Origin of the sequence: Maribellus comscasis (genome assembly GCF_009762775.1) — a bacterium.
GTDB classification, from domain to species: domain Bacteria; phylum Bacteroidota; class Bacteroidia; order Bacteroidales; family Prolixibacteraceae; genus Draconibacterium; species Draconibacterium comscasis.
In genome coordinates this window covers 7215223-7238052 of record NZ_CP046401.1, presented here as the reverse complement: position 1 = coordinate 7238052, position 22830 = coordinate 7215223, and the positions used below count along the sequence as shown (strand labels likewise).

The window sequence follows — 22830 nt, the reverse complement described above, 5'->3', positions numbered from 1 at the left end:
GATTTAATTTGAATTGAAATGGAACTTTTCAGGTGACCTATATGGTGACCTTCTTAATGGTTTATTTTAATTTGATATGAAAAGAAAAACACTTACAGCAACATTTGGTGTCCATTTTGTTATCCGAAAAGAAAAGGCAAAAAACGGGAATGCCCCGATATTTGCAAGAATCTCAGTAAATAGACAACGTTGTGAGGTATCTGTCAAAAAATCGATCCCGGTCAGGGATTGGGACAGTCGAAAAGGAAGAGTCAAATCGTGGAAGGACGAATACAAAAACCTGAACTCATTTCTTGAACAGGTTCGAACAATATTAGTTGAACATTACCAGGATTTGGTGATCGAAAATGAGGAAATAACCCCTGCTGCAGTTAAAAACCGTTTTTTAGGATTGGATGATTCCGGTTATTCGCTGTTAGACTTATTTGATTACCATAATGATCAAATGCAAAAAATTTTAAAGTGGGGAACTTTGAAAAACTATTTTACAACAAAAAAATACATGGTTTTATTTCTGGAAGCTCATTTAAAGAGAAAGGATATTCCACTTACTCTTTTAAATTACCGGTTTATCAGTGAGTTCGAAAACTTTTTACGCAATTACCAACCTCTGGACCATCACAAACCGTTAGGGAATAATGGAGTTATGAAGCATCTGGAACGTTTACGTAAGGTCATAACCCTTGCCGTTAAAATGGAATGGATAATTAAAAATCCTTTTGCTTCCTACCGGTTAAAATTCAAGAAAGTCAATCGTGAATGTTTAACAGGAGAAGAACTTCAAAAGCTTGAAAATAAAGATTTAGAAATTCAAAGATTAAGATATGTGCGTGATTTGTTTGTTTTTAGTTGTTATACAGGACTTACTTATGGAGATGTAATGCGTCTTTCCCCGGCAAATTTACAGCCCGGGATTGATGGTGAACCATGGATTTTTACGCAACGGAAAAAAACGGATAACCCTGTACCGGTTCCTTTGTTGCCAAAAGCAAATGTAATTATTGAAGAATACAGGAAGCATCCTAAATAGGTCTCAAGAGGGACAATCTTTCCGTTAATATCCAACCAGAACCTGAATGCATATCTGAAGGAGATTGCTGATATTTGTACGATTAAAAAACACCTGACTTTTCATTTAGCCCGCCATACATTTGCAACAACAGTGACTTTAAATAACGGTGTACCAATAGAATCCGTCAGCAAAATGTTAGGGCATTCAAAGTTGACAACAACACAAATTTATGCCAAGGTTCTGGAGAAAAAGATTAGTGAGGATATGAATGGACTTAAACAAAAGTTTATAAAGTAAGGTACCCGCCTGATTTTTCTATCACACTTTGAATAATTATTTTTTTATAGCTTTGTCTCAGACTAACCAAAAATCCATGAACGAAAAAGAACAACAACTTTTTGAAAAGTTAAGAGACAGTGATGAAGCTGCTTTTAGGATTATTTATAATAATTATTCATCAAAGTTGTATTATTTCGTTTTTGAATTCATTCCCTTTAGAGACGCTGCTGAAAATATTGTTCAGGATACTTTTGTAACACTATGGAATAGACGTAAGGATTTGAAAGATGATACTAACCTGGCTTCTTACCTCTTTACGGGAGCCAAAAACAATGCTTTATACAGGTTACGTGACAAAAAATACAGGCAAAAATTGTTCTCGAATGCGATGGATGTCAGTGAGCTTAATTTAAATACTGATGCATTAACAACCGTCGATACATCCGCATTTGCATTTCAGGAAATTGAACAAATTATACAGGAAACATTAAGCATCCTGCCTCCCCAGTGCAGAAAAGTTTTCGAACTAAGCAGGCTTCAGGAAATGAAAAACAAGGAAATTGCGCAAGAACTCAACATTTCTGTCAGGACAGTGGAGGCACATATTTCTAAAGGATTAAAAGCATTCAAAATAGCCCTGAAAGATTACTTGCCTTTAGTCGCATACCTGTTTGTGCTCTAAAAATCAGTATATTAAAACAGGATAAATATACTTGCATAAAAAAAATGTAGTGTGCGACTACGTATAAATGCTTATTCGTGCATTATTTATAACATGGAGAACTTCGAAGACATATTAAAGCTGGTTACAGGCAATTTAACTAAGGAGAAAAAAGAAAAAGTACTTTCTGAAATCAATGATAATAAAGGAAACATTGAAATTTTCAGAAAGGTGAAAATTGCATGGGCAATCTTATCTTCAAGTAGTAAACAATTAAGTGATTTTGATGAAGAGAATTTATTTCTGAAAATTAAAGCCGAGATTTCAGGGAAAAAAAGAAATAGGATTCCGGCTTTGCATACAGTTCTTAAATATGCTGCTGGTATAATCATCCTTATTAGTCTGACAACAATATTTTATTTAAATAAGCAAGATCAAAATAATATTCCAGAAAACACAGAAGAAATTTTGTATACTTCTGTAGTAACCGAAAACGGTCAACGGTCTAAGGTCGTTTTACCCGATAGTTCAATAGTTTGGTTAAATTCAGGCACGACGCTTTCTTATCCCAACACTTTTTCGGGAGAGAACAGGAAAGTTACACTCAACGGACAGGCATTTTTTCAGGTTTACCACAAAGAGAATTACCCATTTTCAGTACACGCGCATGGTCTCATGATAACCGTACTTGGTACGAAATTCGATGTAGATGCATATCCTGAAAACGATGAGATTGCTGTTGTGCTTGAATCTGGCAAAGTAGAACTTACACACGAAGGCTTTGAGTCCTTTAAGTATAGCATGAAACCCGGAGAGAGGGCAAATTACAATATAGCAGCTAAGTCATTGAACATAGGTCATGTCGATGCATCCATTTACTCTTCCTGGAAAGACGGTAAACTTATATTCCGCAACGAACCAATGAAAAATGTAGTTGAAAAACTAAAAAAATGGTACAATATTGACATTGAAGTTGCCGACACAGAAGTATACAATTCCATCTTTTCCGGGACAATTCAAAACGAAAGCTACGAAGAAATATTCAGGCTTATCGGAGCTGTTTGCCACGTCAATTGTAAAATAATACATAATTACGAAGAAGAAGCTAAACCCGAAATTATCATTTCAAATAAATAAAAAATTATCTAACTAAAAAACCGATGCTTATGATATGAATGAACTAAACAAGTAAAAAGGAGATGCAGCTAACATCTCCCTCTTACATTTTTAATGCCTCGCGGTAGTCAACTTTAAAGGCATAAACAACTTGAATTTTAATAATCCAAATCAAAACAAATTTATGAAAAAAATTTATTGTGAATTGATTTCCGGTGCATTTATAATCTGGAAATCCAAATTGTTGAAAAGAATGAGGATTGCTATATTATTAATTCTGATTACAATAACCCAAACGTTTGCGGTCGACAGTTATGCACAAAGTAAACGGTTAAGCTTGAATTTTAAGAATGAAAAGATCATTGACATTCTTGATAAGATAGAAGAGCAATCCGAATTTTATTTTATGTTCGATGCTTCAAAGATCGATGTAAATCAAAGGAGAAGCATCAATTGTGAAAATCGGACGATAACCAGTATCCTCGATCAACTTTTCGAAGATACTAAGATAACTTACCGCATCAGCGACCGTCAGATCGGGCTTATCGATACCAAATTTGCTGATGCTGAACAGGTGAAGACAGTCTACGGTAAAGTAACAGATTCTTCAGGCTCACCGCTGCCCGGTGTTACTGTCGTTGTTAAGGAGACATCTAACGGTACTGTTACCAATGCAGATGGCGAATATTCATTATCAAACGTTCCTAATGATGCTGTACTCATTTTTTCTTTTGTGGGAATGAAAACAAAAGAGATGGATGTTTCTGTAAAAACAAATGTTAACGTGACAATGGAAGAAGAAGCTCTTGATATAGAGGAAGTTGTTGCTATTGGTTACGGGACTATTAAAAAAAGTGATCTAACAGGATCTGTTTCTTCAGTAAATATTGATGATGTCATTGGTGCTCCGGTTCAGTCAATAGATCAGGGGTTAATAGGGAGGGCATCTGGCGTCATGGTCACGCAAACATCAGGGGCACCTGGTTCGGTCGCTTCAATTCGTATCAGGGGGACAAGTTCTTTGCAAGGCGGAAATGAACCTCTATATGTCATTGATGGCTTTCCTGTATATAGTGGGGCAGGATTTGGTAACACTGGTGGAAATGCAAAGATTAGTGGCTTGGCTACGCTTAATCCAAATGATATTGAAAGTGTAGAAATTTTAAAGGATGCTTCAGCTACCGCTATATATGGAGCAAGGGCTGCAAATGGTGTCGTCCTGATTACCACAAAAAGTGGGAAAGAAGGACGGGATAGAATTACCTTTAACAGTTATTATGGAATTCAGTCATTACCTAAAAAAATAGAAGTAATGAATGCATTTGAATATGCTACTTTAGTTAATGAAGCATTTACTACAGACGGTTATTCTCCTATATACGATGAAACAAAAATGGCCGAATTGAAAGCAAATCCCAAAGGAACTGATTGGCAAGATGAAATATACAGAGATGCACCAATTCAAAATTATTATTTATCCATTTCAGGAGGTGATAATAAAATGAGGTACGCAATTACAGGTAGTTATTTTGATCAGGAAGGAATTATTATCAACTCCAGGATGAAGCGGTATACCAGTCGTCTTAATTTCGATCGAAATATTTGGGATAACTTTAAAGTTGGCACTCACTCAACAATAACCAGAATAGAAAATAATGCTGTTCCAACTTCAACAGGTTCAGAACAAGGAATTGTTAGCGCGGCCCTGATGTTTAATCCGGTACAGCCTGTTTACGCAAATAAAGAGCTTGGTGAATACACCCAGGTAAATACACCAGGACTTACAATATCTAACCCGGTTGCTACTGCCAGAGAAAGAGTACTAGAGACAATCCATACCAGATTTCTTGGAGACTTTTATGCCGAATTGGAATTATTTGAGGGGCTATCGGCAAGGGTAAGTTTAGGTACTGATATATCAAACATAAAAGAAAATAATTTTACCCCCTCAATACTTTATGAAAGCAATGGTGTAGCAAAAGCTTCTGTTTCTAGTGGTTTGTCTACTAATGTATTAAATGAAAATACGTTAACATACGAGAACGTTTTTAATGAAATTCATTCTATAAATGCCTTATTAGGCGTCACATTTCAAAAAAACTGGTATGAAGGAGTGAGCGGTTCTTCTCAAGATTTTGTTAATAATGTTTTAGAGGAGAATAGTTTGGAAAGTGGTGCGGTTTATAATGCTCCTAATTCAGACGCCAGCGAATGGGGATTAGTTTCTTATTTAGGAAGAATGAATTATAGCTTGCTGAATAAGTATCTATTCTCAGTAAATGCACGTATTGATGGTTCCTCCAGATTTGGAGAGAATAATAAATATGCCTTTTTCCCATCAACCTCATTTGCATGGAGAGCTAGTGAAGAATCGTTTGTTAAAGATTTAGATGTTTTCTCAAATCTAAAACTCAGGACCAGTTTTGGATATACTGGAAATCAGGAAATAGGTCTGTACAACTCCTTGCAAACTTTGGGGAATACTACTTATACGATCGGAAATTCATTAGTGACAGGTTTTATGCCAAATAAAATTCCTAATCCTGATTTGAAGTGGGAAAAAACAGCGCAGTTTGATTTAGGAATAGATGTTGGATTTATCAATAACAGGCTGAGAATCACCGCTGATTATTATTTCAAAAAAACAACCGATTTAATTTATTCAGTGAATGTTCCGTTTGTTAGTGGATTTAGTACATCTATTCAAAACATTGGAAGTATCCAGAATAAAGGGTATGAATTTGCCGTCGAAAGTGTAAACATTAACAGTGGAGAATTCAAGTGGGAAACGTCCTTCAATATTTCTTTTAACCGAAATAAAGTACTTGAGTTAGGAGGGGAAGAATATACTCAAATTGGAGATGGAGCGTGGAAAACTGGTTCCATTCACCGTTTAATACTTGGTGAACCCATTAGTGTTTTTTATGGGTATGTTTCTGATGGTATTTATCAAAATGAACAGGAAGTGAATCAGGGGCCAAGTGGTGGACCAACCAATTGGCCTGGTGGCAGAAGATATAAAGATTTGAGTGGACCTGATGGTGTCCCTGATGGTGTTATTGACGCAACCTATGACCGACAGATTATTGGTAATCCTAATCCTAAATTTACAGGAGGAATGACAAACAACTTTTCTTATAAAGGGTTTGAATTAACAGCATTTTTGCAATGGTCATATGGTAACGACATTGTAAACTATAATCATTCGGTTTTAAGTATTCCATCAGGAGGGCAAAATGTGTCCAAAGAACTTTTAAATAGATGGACTCCAGAGAATCCTTCGGGTGAGTATCCCAGGGCAAATACAAACAGATCCTTCTATTTTTGCGACCTGTTTGTAGAAGATGGCTCTTACCTGAAATTGAAGACGGTTTCTCTTGCATATACATTCCCAAAGCTCAAGTCAAAACACATTGGAAACTTAAAAGCATATATCACCGCTCAGAATTATTTCACATGGACAAAATATTCGGGGTATGATCCGGAAGTGAGTTTTCGCGGAGCGTCAAACCTTGAGATTGGAGAAGATGTTGACACTTATCCCCAACCAAAAACACTTATGCTGGGGTTACAAATAGATATTCAATAAATAATATTTGAAAAGAATGATCATGAAAAAAATATTTAAAATTCATTATTTATTTTTCCTGATTGCAGGCATTCTATCTGCATGCAATTTGTTGGAAGAAAATCCGGAAGATAGGTTTGTTGTTGGAAACTTCTATAGTAGTGAAACAGATGCAGAAGCTGCAATCAATGCAATTTATGCAAGGCTGTATGGTGATTGGCAGGGAACTTACGAGCTTCAGTTTAGTTGGCTAACAGATCTGACCACCGATGATATGAAGAATGGGATTGGGATGGCATCCTCAACTAATCAGGATCTAGAATACCTTAGGTATAATACAGAAAATCCTATTGTTCGGAATGTTTGGCAAGTTACATACGATGGAATAACGCGCGCCAATACTGCAATTGATGCAATACCTGATGTAACAATGGATGAAACCAAAAAGAATCAGTTTCTTGGTGAAGCAAAATTTTTACGTGCACTGTTTTACTTTAATGCCGTACGTTTATGGGGCGATGTTCCTTTAGTTACCAAACTTGAATCATTGGACGACGCATATACAACCAGATCCCCAAAAGAAGAAGTTTACAGTCAGATTATTGAAGACCTCACATTTGCAACAAACAACCTTCCTAAAGAATATACCAGTAAAGACATCGGAAAGGCTACTGAGGGTACTGCAAAAATTTTATTAGCAAAAGTATACTTAACCAGGGAAAATTGGCAAGATGCAGCAAATGTTTTAAGTGAAGTAATTTCTAATGAAGCGGCTTATGGATATGGACTGAATGAAAATTATAGAGACAATTGGGAAATAGCTACGGAAAATGGCATGGAAATGGTGTTTTCAGTTCAATTCATGGAATCACCCGGTAATGCTAATGGTATAATGTATGCCATTGCACCCAAGTATTCAGTTCCGGGAGGTGGTGGTGTTCCAGGGATATCAGGTGCATGGGAATCAGATATCCCTACGCAGGAATTATATAATCTTTTTGATGATTATGACGAACGTAAGGCAGCAACATTTAATCTCGATTATGTAAGTCCTACAAATAGTCAGGTTTACACATCTTCCATACCCTTAATTTATAAGTACTTTGAGACAGGTGAGAATATTTGCGGAAATTGTGATGTAAATTTCCATATTTTAAGATATTCAGATGCTATTCTAATGTATGCTGAAGCACTAAATGAATTAGGTAAAACAAATGAAGCTTTACCTTATATTAATCGTATAAGAGAAAGGGCATTTAATGATTCTGAACATAATTACAGTGGGTTATCCCAATCTGAATTGAGAGAGAAAATTAAACTGGAGCGACGCTTAGAATTCGTTTTTGAAGGCAACCGCTTCTTTGATTTAGTGAGATGGGGGGATTTTGTTGAGAGAATGAAAGAACATGGACAGGTTGAAGCTCAATTGGCCGGAGAACCTCTCAAAACAACTATCACTAACAACGTTAAAGATTTTAAAACACTATTCCCAGTTCCACAGCGAGAAAGAGATTTAAATCCGGATCTTTCTCAAAATACTGGATGGTAATATTAATATATACTGGAAGAAGGTAAAAGTATTTTTATTTCTTCTTCCGGTATGAAAATGAGTGTAATTAGAGTGCAAGTCTGTGGAGTTTTTTGAGACTATTTTAAATAGCTCATGCCTAACTTTTATCAATTAAAAATATGAAGCAAATAATGTTGATAATTATATTGTCTTGTTTGGGCTATCTCGTATTTGCCCAGGATAATATGTATTCAAAAAAGTATATTAAAGAAATTAGCGATAGAGTAAGTAACTATCAAGCAAATCATCTTTCACGTTTTTCAAATGATAACTGGGTCAGAGGCACCTATTATTCAGGGGTAATGGCCGTTTATCAATCAACGCGAGATAATAACTATCTGGAAAAATGTATTTATTGGGGTAATGAAATGAAATGGCAGGTACCTAATGCTGAATCAGGCATTTACGGAAGTAGTTTTTATTCATTAATCAGGGGGCAAATATGGATGGAGTGTTATTTTGAAAAAGGAGACCCCAAAATGCTCGAATCAAGCATCAATTACCTCGCCGATCCTTCTGTTATAAATCCTGTTTCCGATCCATTAAAATGGTATTATGAAAATAGCGGTTTACGATACATTGATGGTTTGTACACTTCTCCCCCGGCCTTAGCGATGTTGAATAAAATTACCGGTGAAGAAAAATATCTCGATTGGATGGACGCTTGTTTCTGGGATATTTATGGTGCTTTATTTGATAAAGATGCCGGTCTATTTTATCGAGATACGAGATACATGAAAGGGTACCAAGGTATAATAGAAGAAAGATATATCCGCCCGGATTCAATACCTCATGGCGAAGCAAGGACTACCTATATTTATCAGGAAACAAAAAATGGCAAAAAAGTGCTTTGGTCAAGAGGAAATGGCTGGGCATTTGGTGGATTAACGAGGATCTTGAAATATATGCCATCGGATCACGGTAATTATGAAAGATATAAAGCCTTATATATAATTATGGCAACCGAATTAAAGGAACGTCAGCAACTAGACGGGTTTTGGCGACCAAATCTGGATGATCCCCTCGATTACAATTTAAAAGAAAGTAGTGGTACAAGTTTTTTTACTTATGGAATAGCCTGGGGTATAAATAATGGGATTTTATCTCGCGAAGAATTCTTGCCTGTTGTCAAAAAATCGTGGGCAGCAGTTGTTTCAGTAGTAAGCGAAGAAGGTAAAGTGCAATGGGGACAATTATCTGCAGGCGCACCATACAAAGTAATACAGGATGATTCTCATGAATATGTGACAGGTATGTTTCTACTTGCTGCAAGCGAAATGTACAAACTGGGTAATTGATTGTACACCGGAACCTAATTATAACCAATCTATTTTGTGAAATTTTACAACATGTAATTTTTCCAGCTTTTCATTACACTTCTATGGTTGTGGCCTTAATAGTTAAATGCAAAAGTTACTTTGTCTTGGTAATTGTTACTTAAAAATAATATCAAATGTTTATAATTGATTCCTACCAATTAGCCGTAGTATTTTGTTTAATAACAATGTTGTGCTGGGGCTCCTGGGCCAATTCAGCAAAGTGCACAAGCCCAAAATGGCAGTTCCCGTTGTATTACTGGGATTATTCTATTGGTTTGATTCTGACAGCGCTACTGTTTGGATTGACCATGGGAAGTTTTGGGACAGAGGGCAGAAGTTTTATTGCCGACCTGCGGCAGGCTGACTTCGCATCTTTAACCTATACTTTTATAGGGGGTGTAATTTTTAACCTTTCCAACCTGTTGATTGTTGCGGCAATTACTATTGCCGGTTTGTCAGTTGCTTTCCCAATTGCAGTTGGGCTGGCACTGGTGTTGGGCGTATTGCTTAATTACCTGAAGGTACCCACCGGTAATCTTCTCCTTTTGTTTGCCGGTGTTTTACTGGTTGTTATTGCAATGGTCGTTGATGCTCTCGCGTCTCGAAAAGCAGAATCCTCAAAAGGGAAGGCTTCAACCAGGGGAATTATTCTCTCGGTTATTTCAGGAATTATAATGTCTTTCTTTTACCGTTTTGTAACCGAAGGGATGACCATGGACTTTACCCATCCCGAACCGGGAAAACTGACTCCATATTCTGCTGTTCTTGTGTTTTCCGTTGGACTGTTCCTTTCCAATTTTGTCTGGAATACATTTTTTATGTATAAACCTATTACCGGAACTCCTGTAAGCTACAAGCAATATTTTACAAACGGGACCACACGCCAACATGCCATCGGGATTTTAGGGGGAATAATATTCAATATAGGATTTCTGTTTAACCTGATTGCAGCGGAAAAAGCAGGTCCTGCTATTTCATACGGGCTTGGTCAGGGTTCAACAATGATAGGAGCAGCATGGGGAGTTTTTTGGTTTAAAGAGTTTTCAGGAGCACCCAAATCTGTTAATAAATACCTGGCCGCCATGTTTATTCTTTTTATTGCAGGTCTTGGAATGATTATCATGGCGCGGGTGAACTAACCAGCTTAAAATTCAGAAGTTGTGAAAAATAAAATAGTTGTAATAGGCAGTTCAAATGTCGATATGATTATGAAAATGGAGCGTTTGCCAAGGATTGGAGAAACCATTGCCGATGCAGAATTTTTGCAGACTTACGGAGGAAAAGGAGCGAACCAGGCAATTGGGTCAGTAAGGGCAGGAGGCAATGTTGCGTTTGTTAACTGTGTGGGCGATGATGCGTTTACCCCTCAGATGCTGAAGAATTTTAAAGCCGATGAACTGGATATAAGGTTTGTTTTTCAGGAAGAAGGGATATCAAGCGGTTATGCCCTGGTAATGATAGGTGACCAGGGAAACAATTACCTTTCTGTAGCTCCAGGTGCCAACTACAGGTTGATACCAGCAAGAATTGATGAAGCAATGCCTGTAATTGAAGAATCGGCAATGATTCTTATGCAGTACGAAATTCCTGAACAGACCATAAAATATGTATTTGATATTGCGAAAGAAAAGAATATTCCGGTTCTATGGAATTTTGCCCCGGCACGTTCATTTAACCTTTCATATATTGGAGAAACGGCAATTCTTATTGTTAATGAAACCGAAGCGGAGTTTTTATGTGGATTTCCTGTTGAAAGTAACGAAGAAGTGGAGAAAGCTGGTCAGCATTTACTTCGGATGGGGGCGAAATTAGTAATCATTACTTTAGGGAAACGAGGTTCATTTGCTTTGTCTCTTATCGATAAGATTTATGTCCCGGCATTCAATGTAGATGTAGTTGATACTACAGCCGCGGGAGATGTTTTTTGCGGAAGTTTTGCAGTTGCACAAGTGGAAGGGAAAAGTCTGAAAGATGCGTTGGTTTTTGCTTCTGCAGCATCAGCTTTATGTGTAACAAAAATGGGCGCACAGCCATCTGCACCCACCCGAAACGAAATCGAAAAATTTTTAAATCATGAGCAACAGGAATAGTATTTCCAGACGTAGGTTTGTTAAAACAGGGGTTTTAACAGCAGCAACTGTAGCAGGAGCTTTATCATCTTGCACGGTAGAAAATCAAAGATGGAATAAGGAAGAGCCATTCCCGGTTTTTAAAGGGAATAATTATACTAATGAAAATGGGGAGGCAGGATTACTTTTCTCGCAGGTTGGTTATGAATTCAGTTTTCCAGTAAGAGTTATTCTAAAACTTCCAGAGAAGAACAATTTACCGGAATCTTCTGTATGTAAACTGATTCCATTTTCAAAAGAAAAAGATTACACAACACCATGTATTTACTGGGGAGAGAAGTGGGGCAGCCATTGGTGGGTGGCTGAATTTAAAGAAATTGATGAATCAGGAGAATGGGCTGTAGAGGTCCGGAACGGCGGCGATGTTTTATGGTGTGATACAGGCTTAAAGGTTGAGAAAGATATTCTTTGGGACAGCTCCATCGAATGGTCTTCTGTAGATATGCTTGAACGCCGCCGTCATTTTACAAAAGTTGGCGCAGGCTGGCAGGATGCAGGCACACTTTGGGTGGAAAGTCCAGCACAAAGTGCCATGATTATTGCCCTTGAAGAATTACTGGAAATATCTCCGCAACGTTTTGAACAATCATTTATCCAGCGGATATATACCCAAATAATGGTCGGATGTGATTACCTGGTTATGACACAGGAAAAAGCCCGCGAACTAGGCTTTCCGCCGGGGGCAATGTCACATGATTTATTGGGGCATGAAAAAGATATTCTTCCGCAGGATGTCATGAAGGCCGTCATTGCTTTGGCAAAAGCTACACAATTACTGTCAGACTCATTCGGGGAGAAAAAACAAAAATATGAAGAGGTTGCCAGATTATCCTTTCAATGGTTATTAGATAAGGCCAAGCCGATGGGTGATTATGGTTATGCCAGAATTCAGCGTGGATTGGCCGAAGACGCTAAAATCCCAAAAGATGAATACCCTACCCGTGATTTATTGTTAATGTGCAGAGCAGTCCTTGAAATGAGAAAATTCGAATGCCCTGGTGCTGAAGAACTTGCTTTTTGGTATGCAAAACAGGTTATGGACAGGCAACGTTCCAGAGAGAATTCAGAGAGTGGTTTTTACGGGCATTTTTATGAATACAAGAGCATGCAGCATAGCGAACCCTCCTGGACTCATGGTATAGTTGGTAGTGAATTCGGCACAGACATGGGAGGAATTTATCCCAACTATCTTTTGCCATTAATTGAATTACTGAAGGACTATCCTGATCATGATGATGCAAAGAAATGGGAAAATACACTTCGTGATTTTACTTATGGCTACCTTATCCCGGCATGTAAACAAAATCCGTTTTATCTGGTACCACAGGGAATATTCGGAGACGAAGGTGCAATCTGTTTTTGTGGAACGTTTCATGGAACCAATGCTATTTACGGTTACACAGCAGCCCTTGCATTGGAATTAAATAAGCTCTTCAGAGAACCTGAACTGAAAACGATAGCCTATTCCAATTTACAATGGTTAGCCGGCTTAAATGCGGGAATAACTTCCAAAAATATTAGGCAGGGGTGTGTAGTTTTTAGTACTGATATTCCTGAAGGAATAGCTTTGCCAGCCAGTATGATTTGTGGAACCGGTAAACGTTGGGCAGGGACATGGTTTCAGACCCGTGGGGTAATATGCAACGGATTTTCAACCGGGAAACAATTTAAATACGATATTAAGCCTGAAAAGAAAAATGATGGTCCGTTTTCGTTTACCGATGAGGACTGGATTCCTCACAGTGCAGGTTGGCTGACTGGGTTGATGAGACTATGATTTACGGTTTAGAATGAAAAACTAACAATCTTAATAATGAAACGAATACTTATCTTTTTAGCTGTTTTTACAGTAGGTTTTATAAACCTTGAAGCTCAGACAAAATCAATAAAAAAGACTCCTGTTTTGGAAGAAACTCTGCCAGAAAATGTTGGAATTTCTTCTGAACGTTTATCCCGCATAGATAAAATGTGTCAACAAGCTGTTGAGCAAGGCGAAGTTCCCGGGATGGTTACACTGGTAACCCGCAAGGGGAAAATTGTCCAATGGAAAGCTTTTGGAATGGCTGACAATACGAAAGGAAGAAAATTGAAAAGGGATGATATTTTCAGAATCGCATCTCAGTCAAAGGCAATAACCTCAACCGCAGTGATGATGCTTTGGGAAGAAGGAAAGTTCCGGTTGGATGACCCTATTTCCAAATATATTCCTGAGTTTAAAAATCCACAGATTCTGAAATCATTTCATTATAGTGATACTACCTGGACAACCCAATCAGCCAAATCTGAAATTACTATCCGGCAATTACTATCCCACACATCCGGAATTGGTTATGGGATGATTGATAAGGATGAGCGGATGAAAATGATTTATCAAAGAGCGGGTGTTATTGATTTATTCACCACACAGAATATCACTATAAAAGAGAGTGTGAAAAAATTGGCAAAGCTGCCGCTTCATCATGAACCTGGAGAGGATTACACATACAGCGAAGGACTGGATGTACTCGGTTATTTTATTGAAGTTGTTTCAAGGATGCCTTTCGATGAATTCCTGAAGACCCACATTTTTGATCCAATGGGAATGAATGATACCCATTTTTACCTGCCTTCTGAAAAAGAGGAGCGGTTGGTAGCAGTCCAACATAAAGTTGAAGGGAAATGGAAAAAATTCCCGGTAACCTTTTATGATACTGATTACCCCGCAAAAGGCGCACAAACATTTTTCTCAGGCGGTGCGGGCTTATCGAGTACTGCCAAAGATTATGCTACTTTCCTTCAAATGTATCTGAATGGCGGAGAATACAATGGTGTAAGAATTTTAAGCCGAAAAACGGTAGATGTTATTCTTAGCAATCAAATTGGGAACATCTGGGGTGACAACCCTGGTTCGGTGTTTGGGCTGGCATTTTCAGTTGAAACAAAGCTAAGTGAAAACAGAGGCGGCAAAGGGAGTGAAGGAACTTTTGGCTGGGGAGGTTACTTTAATACGCAGTATTTTGCTGATCCCAAAGAGAATATAATTGGAATTATTATGAAACAAACTCAGAATACAAACGAGGATGAAACAGAGTGGAAGTTCCGTCAACTTGTATTCCAATGTTTGGATGATTAACTGCGAATTAAAAGAAACTCAAATCATATTAAAAATTAAAAAATATAGAAATGGATAAGATAAAAAAACTTGCAAAGATGATTGATCATTCTATTCTTCACCCAACAATGACTGATGAAGATTTAAGGAGAGGATGCGAAGTTGCAACAAAATACGATGTGGCTTCTGTTTGCGTAAAGCCATATATGGTTCCATTAGCTGTAAATCTATTAAAGGATACTGATGTATTGGTTGGTTGTGTTATCGGTTTTCCGTCTGGGAATTCAACAATCAAAGTAAAAGCTTTTGAAACGGAGGTAGCTTGTAAGGACGGTGCTGTAGAGATCGATATGGTAATTAATATAGGCAAAGCCATGCAGGGAGACTGGAACTATATCGAAAATGAAATTATGACTGTTACCAATACTTGCCACAAGTACGGTGCAATAGTAAAAGTAATTTTTGAAACTGATTATATCACTGGGGAAGCAGACATTGTCAGACTATGTAGAATATGTACAAAAGTGGGAGCTGATTACGTAAAAACTTCAACTGGTTTTGGGTTTGTTAAAGGCGATGATGGAAAATATTTTTATACGGGTGCAACAATTCAGAATCTTGAATTAATGAAAAAAAGTGTTGGATCATTAGTGAAATTAAAAGCAGCCGGTGGTGTTCGAACGCTTGATGGATTACTGGCAGTTCAGAAGACAGGATGCACCCGCTGCGGGGCGACAGCAACGGAAGTAATCATGGAAGAAGCTATTGAAAGATTTTAAAATATTTGGTGATTAGAAATAAAATTTATGTGGACAAAAGAAAAAATACTATTCATAATGTCTGTAACCCTCACCATGTTCTTTCTATGGGATGCCAGGCAACAGAGCAAGATTTTATGATCCAGAAAGAAATAAATAATGGGGTTCTTCGTCACTTATGGTGGACGAACTTCTTTTGAAAAAAAACAAACCTAAAAACCAATTTAATATGATGATTATCAATAGTATAATTGCCTGTGGTATTGGCAAATCAAGTTATTGTTTTGTGTCTTTAAAATGCTAACAATCAAAGGTTTAATAATGACAAGACTTGCTGTTTTTTATAAAAAAAAATTCATCTGGTTTTAATCTGAAAAATCTCAGAACTATTTATTTCATAAGCAGGATTCCCGGATGAAGTTGTACCTTAATTCTCTCCTGGGATTGCCTGACATCCGTTTTAGTACTCCAATTATTTCTGATGAACAAATCCACATTCCTGGAAATTCCCGAAAAAAACATGTTAAATGCTCTTGTTGCAAAAAGAAAAGCAGTAGTGTGCATAGTTTCTATACAAGAAAATTAAGAGATCTTTCTATTGGGGAATACTCCATTATAATTCACCTGACGGCCCGAAAGTTTTATTGTAAAAACAAGAAGTGTAAAAGAAAGATATTCGCTGAGCAACCAGGGAAAGAAGTTAAGGCATATGCACGTATGACCCAAAAAACAAAGCAGAAGCTTGAGAAAATTCTAATAGAAACATCTGCCAATAAAGGAGCTTTAATATCATGATTAATACAAACTCCTGTAAGTCCTTCAACTGCATTAAGATTAGTTCGTTCGATCCCGATTAATGACTGCGGAGAGGCAAAAACACTAGGCATTGATGATTGGGCTTACCGGAAAGGCATTTCATATGGAACCATATTAGTGGATATGGATAAAGGAAAAGTCATAGACCTGCTATCGGGCAGGGATGGTGTTGAAGTTAAGCATTTCCTGGAAGCTCACAAAGAGGTTGAATTTGTCTGTCGGGACAGGTCCAGTGCATATTCTGCAGCAGTAAATGAGGTTCTGCCAAAAGCGGAACAGATTGCCGACAGGTTTCATTTAGTGCAAAATCTATCCGATGTTGTATATGAGGTAATTCGTGCGGAGTATCCAAAGTTTGTCCAGCTTCTGAAGAAATCGGAGACTCAGCTGACTGAGAGTGCGAAGGAATTACACTCCCCAGGGCCTGCGGAACGGATTAAAAGAGAACCATCTGCCTGGCGAAAGCAGGTCTTTTCAGATGTGAAAAAAATGATCAGAGAGGGAGGCTATAAAACTATCGCCAGGCAGTTAAAGATGTCACGTACTACTGTCCGCAATTATGCAGCCCTGGACTCACTCGCTGCTAAATCTGTAAGTTTGAGAAATGATTATAATAATTATCTAAAGCACATCGAACAAGGTCTTTCCGGAGAGGAAACTTTGAAAGCCATCTATCAGTCAATTATTTCCTGTGGTTTCAAGGGGAGTTATTCTGCATTTGCTGCACAATTCAAAGATCATCCTCACAGCATACTAATAGCAAGAGTAATTCTTCTACAACATCAAATGCTACTCACAAAATATCCATATTATCTCCCCGAAAAATTTCGATCTATCTTTCATTATCAAAATTTACCAGGATACAAAGTGAAAGAGAGAAAGCACAAATAAGAAAACTGGTAAAGAGTAATAGTTTCATTAAAAAGCTGCGAAAACAAGTTCGTTTGTTTAAAGAGATCCTGAAAAAAGGAACACCGGATTTATTGGATGAATGGATGAAGCAAACCTTACAACTTAAAAAGAAGAAGCTTACGACTTTTGTAAAGGGACTAAAGAAGGACATGAAGGCTGTTTATAACGCCATTACATCAGCATGAAGCAGTGGTATGGTTAAAGGAAATATTAACCGGCTGAAAAATATAAAATGACAAATGTACGGGAGAGCCGGCCTGGAGCTTTTAAAGAGAAAGGTTATCCTTTCCAGCACAGGCTAAATCTCCACCCAAAGTGACGAAGAACCAGTTTATGGAAAATTTGTCCTGCCAATTTTGTCATTTGACAAGTAACAGTCTGGTTGTCTTTAATAGACAAGACTTTCTAAATTATAAAGATAAATTTCTCGATTTATCTCAATTTAATAGATGATTCGCGAATATTTAGCTTTCCACTCAAAACGACTGTGTTAGGAATAGCGAGAGAATCTGATGTGATTTGTTCATAGAGTAATTCTGCTGCAACTTCTCCCATATGAGTTGTCGGTTGCAAAACGCTCGTTAGTGGCGGATCAACCAGGGCGGCCATGGGGGTTTCAGAAAAACCTGTAATGGCTATATCCTCTGGTATTTTTATCCCATTCCTCTTCAAGGCTCTCATTGCTCCTAATGCTGTTGGATCGTTTACCGCAAAAATTCCATCGGGAAGATTTTTTATTTTTATCAAATGTTCGATAACTTGTTCTCCGTCTTCAATTAAAAGTCCCGTTTCAATAAATTGCTCATGCGAAATTTTAATTCCATATTTACGGTGGGCATCTTCAAAACCTTTTGCCCTGTTTTTTGCAAAATTATGTTGCATAGGTCCCGTAAGATGGATTATTTTTTTTAGTCCTTGTTGGATTAAATGTTCGGTTGCAAAAAAAGCCCATTTGTAATCATCAAAAACAACTTTTGAAACAGGTAGCGAATCATTAATGCGGTTAAATAGAACGATAGGATAGTTTTTTTTGATTAATGTATGAAGATACTCTATATTCTGTGATTTTTGCGATAAAGACAATATGATACCATCAACGAAATTGTTTTCCAGCGTTTTTATATTTTCCAGTTCTGTATTACTATCCTCGTTTGATTGCATAATTAAAGTCTGATACCCTTTCTTCAAAAAAATATCTTGAATACCAATGATTACCTCAGGAAAAAATGGGTTTATAAACTCTGGAACAACAATTCCTATGTTATATGTTCTTTGCTGAGTCAATTTGCGAGCAATGGGATTCGGTGAATACCCCATTTCAAGCGCCATTTTTAGTATTTTTTCACGTGTTTCCGGATGAATATCGTATTTGTTATTAAATGCCCTTGATACAGTTGAAATGGAACAATTCAATGCTTTGGCAACGTCTTTTATGGTAACATGTTTCATGTATTGACATCTTGGCGATAGAATGCAAAAATAATAAATATATTAGAATGTTTCCGAAAACGTTTCCGGACAATAAAAACGTTTCCGAAAACGTTTCCGGAAATTTTGAAATAAGAAAGTTTTGAAATATAGGTGATATAGCTATACTTTGAATAACGAAAATCAGTACGATTAACTCTATTGAACCGAAACTTATGCATTTTATCGATTACATTGTTATTGTAATTTTCTTCATAGGGATCCTATCAGCAGGTCTTTCCTTTTCCGGATCCGGAAAAAATATGGTAAACTATTTTGCAGCAGGTGGTGCGGTCCCTTGGTGGATTAGCGGACTATCATTATTTATGAGTTTCTTTTCGGCCGGAACTTTTGTTGTCTGGGGATCAATTGCATATACAAATGGTTGGGTTGCAATAACCATTCAATGGACTATGGCAATTGCCGGTTTTATTATAGGTGTTTTTATTGCTCCACGTTGGCACAAAGCCAGAGTTTTAACTGCAGCAGAATTTATCACCCAACGATTGGGAATTAAGGTTCAGAAATTGTATTCCTATTTATTTCTGTTTATTTCACTTTTTACGACAGGTGCATTTCTTTATCCGGTTGCAAAAATTGTTGAGGTATCAACCGGCTTTCCTTTACACTGGTGTATTATTATTCTTGGATTAATTATAATTCTTTACACAACCGCCGGGGGACTGTGGGCTGTTATCGTAACCGATGTTTTACAGTTTATCATTTTAACCACTGCTGTCCTGATAATAGTGCCGCTTGCATTTCAAAGAGTAGATGGTATAACTGCATTTATACAGCATTCACCAAACGGTTTTTTTGATTTTTTTAGCGGAGAATATACGCTTGGATTTATCATTGCTTTTGGCTTGTATAATTTATTCTTTATAAGTGGAAACTGGGCATATGTACAAAGATATACCAGCGTATCCACAAAAAAAGATGCTAAGAAAGTTGGTTATCTTTTTGGTTCGCTGTATTTGATTAGCCCTGTTATTTGGATGCTTCCCCCAATGATCTACCGGGTTTTAAATCCGGGACTAACAGGATTCGGAGATGAAGGTGCATATCTAATGATGTGCAAAGAAGTATTACCAATCGGAATGTTAGGATTAATTTTAGGAGCAATGATTTTTGCCACTTCTAGTTCGGTGAACACCACACTAAATATTTCTGCTGGAGTATTCACAAATGATTTATATAAAAATATCAAGCCGAACGTAAGCAACAAACATTTAATGATAGTTGCACGGTTTGCAACTATTGGATTTGGTTTATTAACTATTGTTGTGGCGTTGCTGGTTCAGAATATGGGAGGTATTGTAGAAGTGGTTTTAAGTGTTGCAGCAATAACTGGCGGGGCTTTATACTTACCGCCACTGTGGTCGTTATTTTCAAAGCGCCAGACAGGTAAGAGTATTCTTACAGCAACATTAACCAGTTTGATTATAAGTGTTATTTTTAAGTTTGCCACTCCCTACCTCTTCGATTTCGCATTAACCCGTACTCAGGAAATGACGCTAGGTGTTGTTGCACCTGTCCTTGTATTGATATTTTTTGAATTCAGATACTATTTTACCCAAAGAGAAAATCCGGATTTCGACGAGTATAAAAGAATAAAAGAGAAGCAGTTATTTGAGTTTCACCAACAAACCAGTTCCGATTCTCAAAATAGGCATGGAAAGAATGTTATTTCTTTCGGTGTTGCGGGAACGGGAATTTTGATTGTTGGTATTGGTGCATTTGCTGCAACCGGAAGATGGTTGGTTGTTATTGCAGGGACACTCATAATAATAACTGGTTTAATAATGATACCCAAAAACAAAAAAATTAAAAAATGATTGTTGAAAAACAAAAAAATTCCGTAAGAAAAAATTTTAAAATAGATTATTCTACTGATTTGGTGATAACTGGTGGAGGACTGTCTGGTACATGTGCTGCAATTGCTGCAGCAAGAGCCGGTGTGAAAGTTATTTTAGTCCAGGACCGCCCAGTCCTGGGAGGTAACTCTTCCAGCGAGGTCCGATTGTGGATTTTAGGTGCAACTTCACATATGGGGAATAATAATCGCTGGTCGAGGGAAGGTGGCGTTGTGGATGAAATATTAGTTGAAAACTTATACAGAAACAAAGAAGGTAATGCAATTATTTTTGACACAATCCTGCTTGAAAAAGTAACCAGCGAGTCCAACATCACGCTGCTGCTGAATACAGCTGTTTTTGAGGTAACAAAGAAAGATGAAAATACGATTGAGAGTATAAGAGCCTTTTGCAGCCAAACTTCAACTGAATATATTTTAAGTGCACCATTATTTATTGATTCTTCAGGAGATGGAATTGTTGGGTTTTTATCCGGATCACCCTTCCGGATGGGAGCAGAAACCAAAGAAGAATTCGGAGAGTTGTTTGCTCCGGATAAAGACTATGGAGAAATGCTGGGGCATACCATTTATTTTTATAGCAAAGATGCCGGACATCCTGTTAAATATGTACCTCCTGCCTTTGCATTAAAAGATATAAAACAAATCCCACGCTATAAAACCATCGACAGTAAAATGAACGGTTGCCAGTTTTGGTGGTTCGAATATGGAGGGCGTTTTGAGGACACTGTTAAAGAGACAGAGAACATTAAGTGGGAGTTATGGAAAGTCGTTTATGGAGCATGGGACTATATAAAAAACTCAGGTAATTTTCCTGATGCCGAAAATTTGACTCTCGAATGGGTGGGGACTATCCCCGGAAAACGTGAAAGCCGAAGATTTGAAGGTGAATATATGCTTAAACAACAAGATATCATTGAACAAAAAGAGTTTTATGATGCCGTTGCCTTTGGGGGCTGGTCGCTTGATTTGCATCCGGCTGATGGGGTTTACAGTGACTTGCCAGGTTGCAACCAGTGGCATCCGAAAGGAATATATCAGATACCCTATCGTAGTTTGCTAAGCAAAACGATTAATAACCTTTTTTTTGCTGGAAGGATTATCAGCGCCACCCATGTTGCATTCGCTTCAACCAGGGTTATGGCCACATCAGCGCATGGAGCGCAGGCAGCTGCATGTGCTGCTGTAATATGTGTTAAAAACGGAATAGATGCTAAAAAAATATTGGAACAAAGATATGTGTCCAATTTGCAGAACCAGCTGAACTTGCTGGGGCAAAGTATTCCCGGGAAGGCAATTGACTATCGTTTTTTGGAGATCGAAAGACCTGTTGTGAAATCATCAAGTACCTACGAATTAAAAGAAATTGCATTCAATGGTGATTGGGTAGGGCTTGAAGAAGGGTTTGCTCAACTGCTGCCATTAAAGGCATCGGTGAAATATAAGTTTAAAATATTGGTAAAAGCGCTGGTGGAAAGTAAAATTATAATTCAGCTCCGAAAATCATCAAAGTTAGGTAATTACACTCCTGATGTCGAGCTGGAAAAAATTGAAATGTCACTTGCCAAAGGGAAACAGTTTTTGAATTTTTCCTTTGAGACTATTCTGGATTCAGACCAATATGCTTTTCTCCTTTTTCAACCAACAAAACACGTTTTAGTAAAAACAAGTGAACAACGTCTAAGTGGAACATTGTCCTTGTTTCAGAAAATGAACAAAGCGGTATCCAATTATGGAAAGCAAGAGCCTCCTGAAGGAATAGGAGTAGACTCTTTTGAATTATGGACGCCAAAACGACGGCCGGATGGAAAAAACCTCGCATTTACTGTTTCTCCTTCAATTAACTTGTTTGATGAAAATAACCTAACCAACGGATTTGTTAGGCCCTATTTGCAGACTAACGCATGGGCGGCCAGTTTGGAAGATAATTCTCCGGAGTTAAAACTGACCTGGAATAAACCACAAAAAATAAAAAAGATTAGATTGTTTTTCGATACAGATTACGATCACCCTCTGGAAAGTGTTTTAATGGGACATCCTGAAGATATAATTCCTTTCTGTATACAGAACTACTCTATTTACGACAAAGATGAAAATCTCCTTTATAAAAAAACAGGTAATTATCAGACCATAAATAATGTGGAATTAGAAACAGAAATAGAATGCACTGAACTAATATTAAGGTTGGAACATCCTTCAAAAGATGTACCGGCAGCTCTTTTCGAAATTATATGTTTAAATCATAAACTTAATTAA

Annotated in this window: 18 protein-coding genes; 17 read left to right on the top strand and 1 reads right to left on the bottom strand. The window is 37.4% G+C overall.

What is annotated here, in order from left to right; all coding sequences use genetic code 11:
- Window positions 1-76: 76 nt before the first annotated feature.
- The 15 genes from GM418_RS28940 to GM418_RS28875 all read left to right on the top strand — a co-directional run bounded on the left by GM418_RS28940 (window position 77) and on the right by GM418_RS28875 (window position 17416).
- Window positions 77-1030, top strand: a complete 954-nt coding sequence (locus tag GM418_RS28940) for a site-specific integrase (RefSeq protein ID WP_217447627.1) — start codon at window positions 77-79, stop codon at window positions 1028-1030.
- A 15-nt stretch (window positions 1031-1045) separates the two neighbouring features.
- Window positions 1046-1309 (top strand): site-specific integrase, encoded by a 264-nt coding sequence (locus GM418_RS32200; protein ID WP_217447861.1) that lies wholly within the window; start codon window positions 1046-1048, stop codon window positions 1307-1309.
- A 76-nt stretch (window positions 1310-1385) separates the two neighbouring features.
- Entirely contained in the window at window positions 1386-1973 is a 588-nt protein-coding gene (locus GM418_RS28935; RefSeq protein ID WP_158871533.1) for an RNA polymerase sigma-70 factor, read from the top strand.
- A 51-nt stretch (window positions 1974-2024) separates the two neighbouring features.
- Complete coding sequence (locus tag GM418_RS28930; RefSeq protein ID WP_158871531.1) at window positions 2025-3089, top strand: FecR family protein; 1065 nt, start codon at window positions 2025-2027, stop codon at window positions 3087-3089.
- A 163-nt stretch (window positions 3090-3252) separates the two neighbouring features.
- On the top strand, window positions 3253-6657 hold the full coding sequence (locus GM418_RS28925) for a TonB-dependent receptor (RefSeq protein ID WP_217447626.1): 3405 nt from the start codon (window positions 3253-3255) through the stop codon (window positions 6655-6657).
- A gap of 22 nt (window positions 6658-6679) precedes the next feature.
- The gene (locus GM418_RS28920) at window positions 6680-8185 is read left to right on the top strand and encodes a RagB/SusD family nutrient uptake outer membrane protein (RefSeq protein ID WP_158871529.1); all 1506 of its coding nucleotides are present in this window, start codon (window positions 6680-6682) and stop codon (window positions 8183-8185) included.
- A gap of 140 nt (window positions 8186-8325) precedes the next feature.
- Window positions 8326-9504 (top strand): glycoside hydrolase family 88 protein, encoded by a 1179-nt coding sequence (locus GM418_RS28915; protein ID WP_158871527.1) that lies wholly within the window; start codon window positions 8326-8328, stop codon window positions 9502-9504.
- A gap of 155 nt (window positions 9505-9659) precedes the next feature.
- Window positions 9660-10664, top strand: a complete 1005-nt coding sequence (locus GM418_RS28910) for a GRP family sugar transporter (protein ID WP_158871525.1) — start codon at window positions 9660-9662, stop codon at window positions 10662-10664.
- A 21-nt stretch (window positions 10665-10685) separates the two neighbouring features.
- Window positions 10686-11615: a ribokinase gene (gene rbsK / locus GM418_RS28905; protein WP_158871523.1), complete on the top strand. Its 930-nt coding sequence runs from the start codon at window positions 10686-10688 to the stop codon at window positions 11613-11615.
- On the top strand, window positions 11599-13431 hold the full coding sequence (locus tag GM418_RS28900; RefSeq protein ID WP_158871520.1) for a hypothetical protein: 1833 nt from the start codon (window positions 11599-11601) through the stop codon (window positions 13429-13431). The genes rbsK and GM418_RS28900 overlap by 17 nt, the downstream gene beginning before the upstream one ends.
- 36 nt (window positions 13432-13467) lie before the next feature.
- Window positions 13468-14766 (top strand): serine hydrolase domain-containing protein, encoded by a 1299-nt coding sequence (locus GM418_RS28895; RefSeq protein WP_158871518.1) that lies wholly within the window; start codon window positions 13468-13470, stop codon window positions 14764-14766.
- Window positions 14767-14816: 50 nt separating this feature from the next.
- Window positions 14817-15524, top strand: a complete 708-nt coding sequence (gene deoC / locus GM418_RS28890; RefSeq protein ID WP_158871516.1) for a deoxyribose-phosphate aldolase — start codon at window positions 14817-14819, stop codon at window positions 15522-15524.
- A gap of 393 nt (window positions 15525-15917) precedes the next feature.
- Window positions 15918-16298 (top strand): transposase family protein, encoded by a 381-nt coding sequence (locus GM418_RS32195; RefSeq protein ID WP_158871514.1) that lies wholly within the window; start codon window positions 15918-15920, stop codon window positions 16296-16298.
- Window positions 16299-16301: 3 nt separating this feature from the next.
- A complete protein-coding gene (locus GM418_RS28880) occupies window positions 16302-17210 on the top strand; it encodes a transposase (protein WP_158872927.1) in 909 nt (302 codons plus the stop codon).
- A gap of 53 nt (window positions 17211-17263) precedes the next feature.
- Complete coding sequence (locus tag GM418_RS28875) at window positions 17264-17416, top strand: hypothetical protein (RefSeq protein ID WP_158871512.1); 153 nt, start codon at window positions 17264-17266, stop codon at window positions 17414-17416.
- 247 nt (window positions 17417-17663) lie between these two features.
- Here GM418_RS28875 and GM418_RS28870 read toward each other — a convergent pair whose 3' ends face one another.
- The gene (locus GM418_RS28870) at window positions 17664-18680 is read right to left on the bottom strand and encodes a LacI family DNA-binding transcriptional regulator (protein WP_158871510.1); all 1017 of its coding nucleotides are present in this window, start codon (window positions 18678-18680) and stop codon (window positions 17664-17666) included.
- A gap of 281 nt (window positions 18681-18961) precedes the next feature.
- Here GM418_RS28870 and GM418_RS28865 point away from each other — a divergent pair, with 281 nt between their 5' ends.
- Both GM418_RS28865 and GM418_RS28860 read left to right on the top strand, forming a co-directional pair.
- Window positions 18962-20536, top strand: a complete 1575-nt coding sequence (locus GM418_RS28865; protein ID WP_217447625.1) for a sodium:solute symporter family protein — start codon at window positions 18962-18964, stop codon at window positions 20534-20536.
- Complete coding sequence (locus tag GM418_RS28860) at window positions 20533-22830, top strand: FAD-dependent oxidoreductase (protein ID WP_158871506.1); 2298 nt, start codon at window positions 20533-20535, stop codon at window positions 22828-22830. Before GM418_RS28865 ends, GM418_RS28860 begins: the two co-directional genes overlap by 4 nt.

Coding starts and splice junctions, on each gene's coding strand:
- GM418_RS28940 (WP_217447627.1), top strand. CDS start 77: ATGAAAAGAAAAACACTTACAGCAACATTTGGTGTCCATTTTGTTATC.
- GM418_RS28935 (WP_158871533.1), top strand. CDS start 1,386: ATGAACGAAAAAGAACAACAACTTTTTGAAAAGTTAAGAGACAGTGAT.
- GM418_RS28925 (WP_217447626.1), top strand. CDS start 3,253: ATGAAAAAAATTTATTGTGAATTGATTTCCGGTGCATTTATAATCTGG.
- GM418_RS28920 (WP_158871529.1), top strand. CDS start 6,680: ATGAAAAAAATATTTAAAATTCATTATTTATTTTTCCTGATTGCAGGC.
- GM418_RS28915 (WP_158871527.1), top strand. CDS start 8,326: ATGAAGCAAATAATGTTGATAATTATATTGTCTTGTTTGGGCTATCTC.
- GM418_RS28910 (WP_158871525.1), top strand. CDS start 9,660: ATGTTTATAATTGATTCCTACCAATTAGCCGTAGTATTTTGTTTAATA.
- GM418_RS28900 (WP_158871520.1), top strand. CDS start 11,599: ATGAGCAACAGGAATAGTATTTCCAGACGTAGGTTTGTTAAAACAGGG.
- GM418_RS28895 (WP_158871518.1), top strand. CDS start 13,468: ATGAAACGAATACTTATCTTTTTAGCTGTTTTTACAGTAGGTTTTATA.
- deoC (WP_158871516.1), top strand. CDS start 14,817: ATGGATAAGATAAAAAAACTTGCAAAGATGATTGATCATTCTATTCTT.
- GM418_RS32195 (WP_158871514.1), top strand. CDS start 15,918: ATGAAGTTGTACCTTAATTCTCTCCTGGGATTGCCTGACATCCGTTTT.
- GM418_RS28870 (WP_158871510.1), bottom strand. CDS start 18,680: ATGAAACATGTTACCATAAAAGACGTTGCCAAAGCATTGAATTGTTCC.
- GM418_RS28865 (WP_217447625.1), top strand. CDS start 18,962: ATGGTAAACTATTTTGCAGCAGGTGGTGCGGTCCCTTGGTGGATTAGC.
- GM418_RS28860 (WP_158871506.1), top strand. CDS start 20,533: ATGATTGTTGAAAAACAAAAAAATTCCGTAAGAAAAAATTTTAAAATA.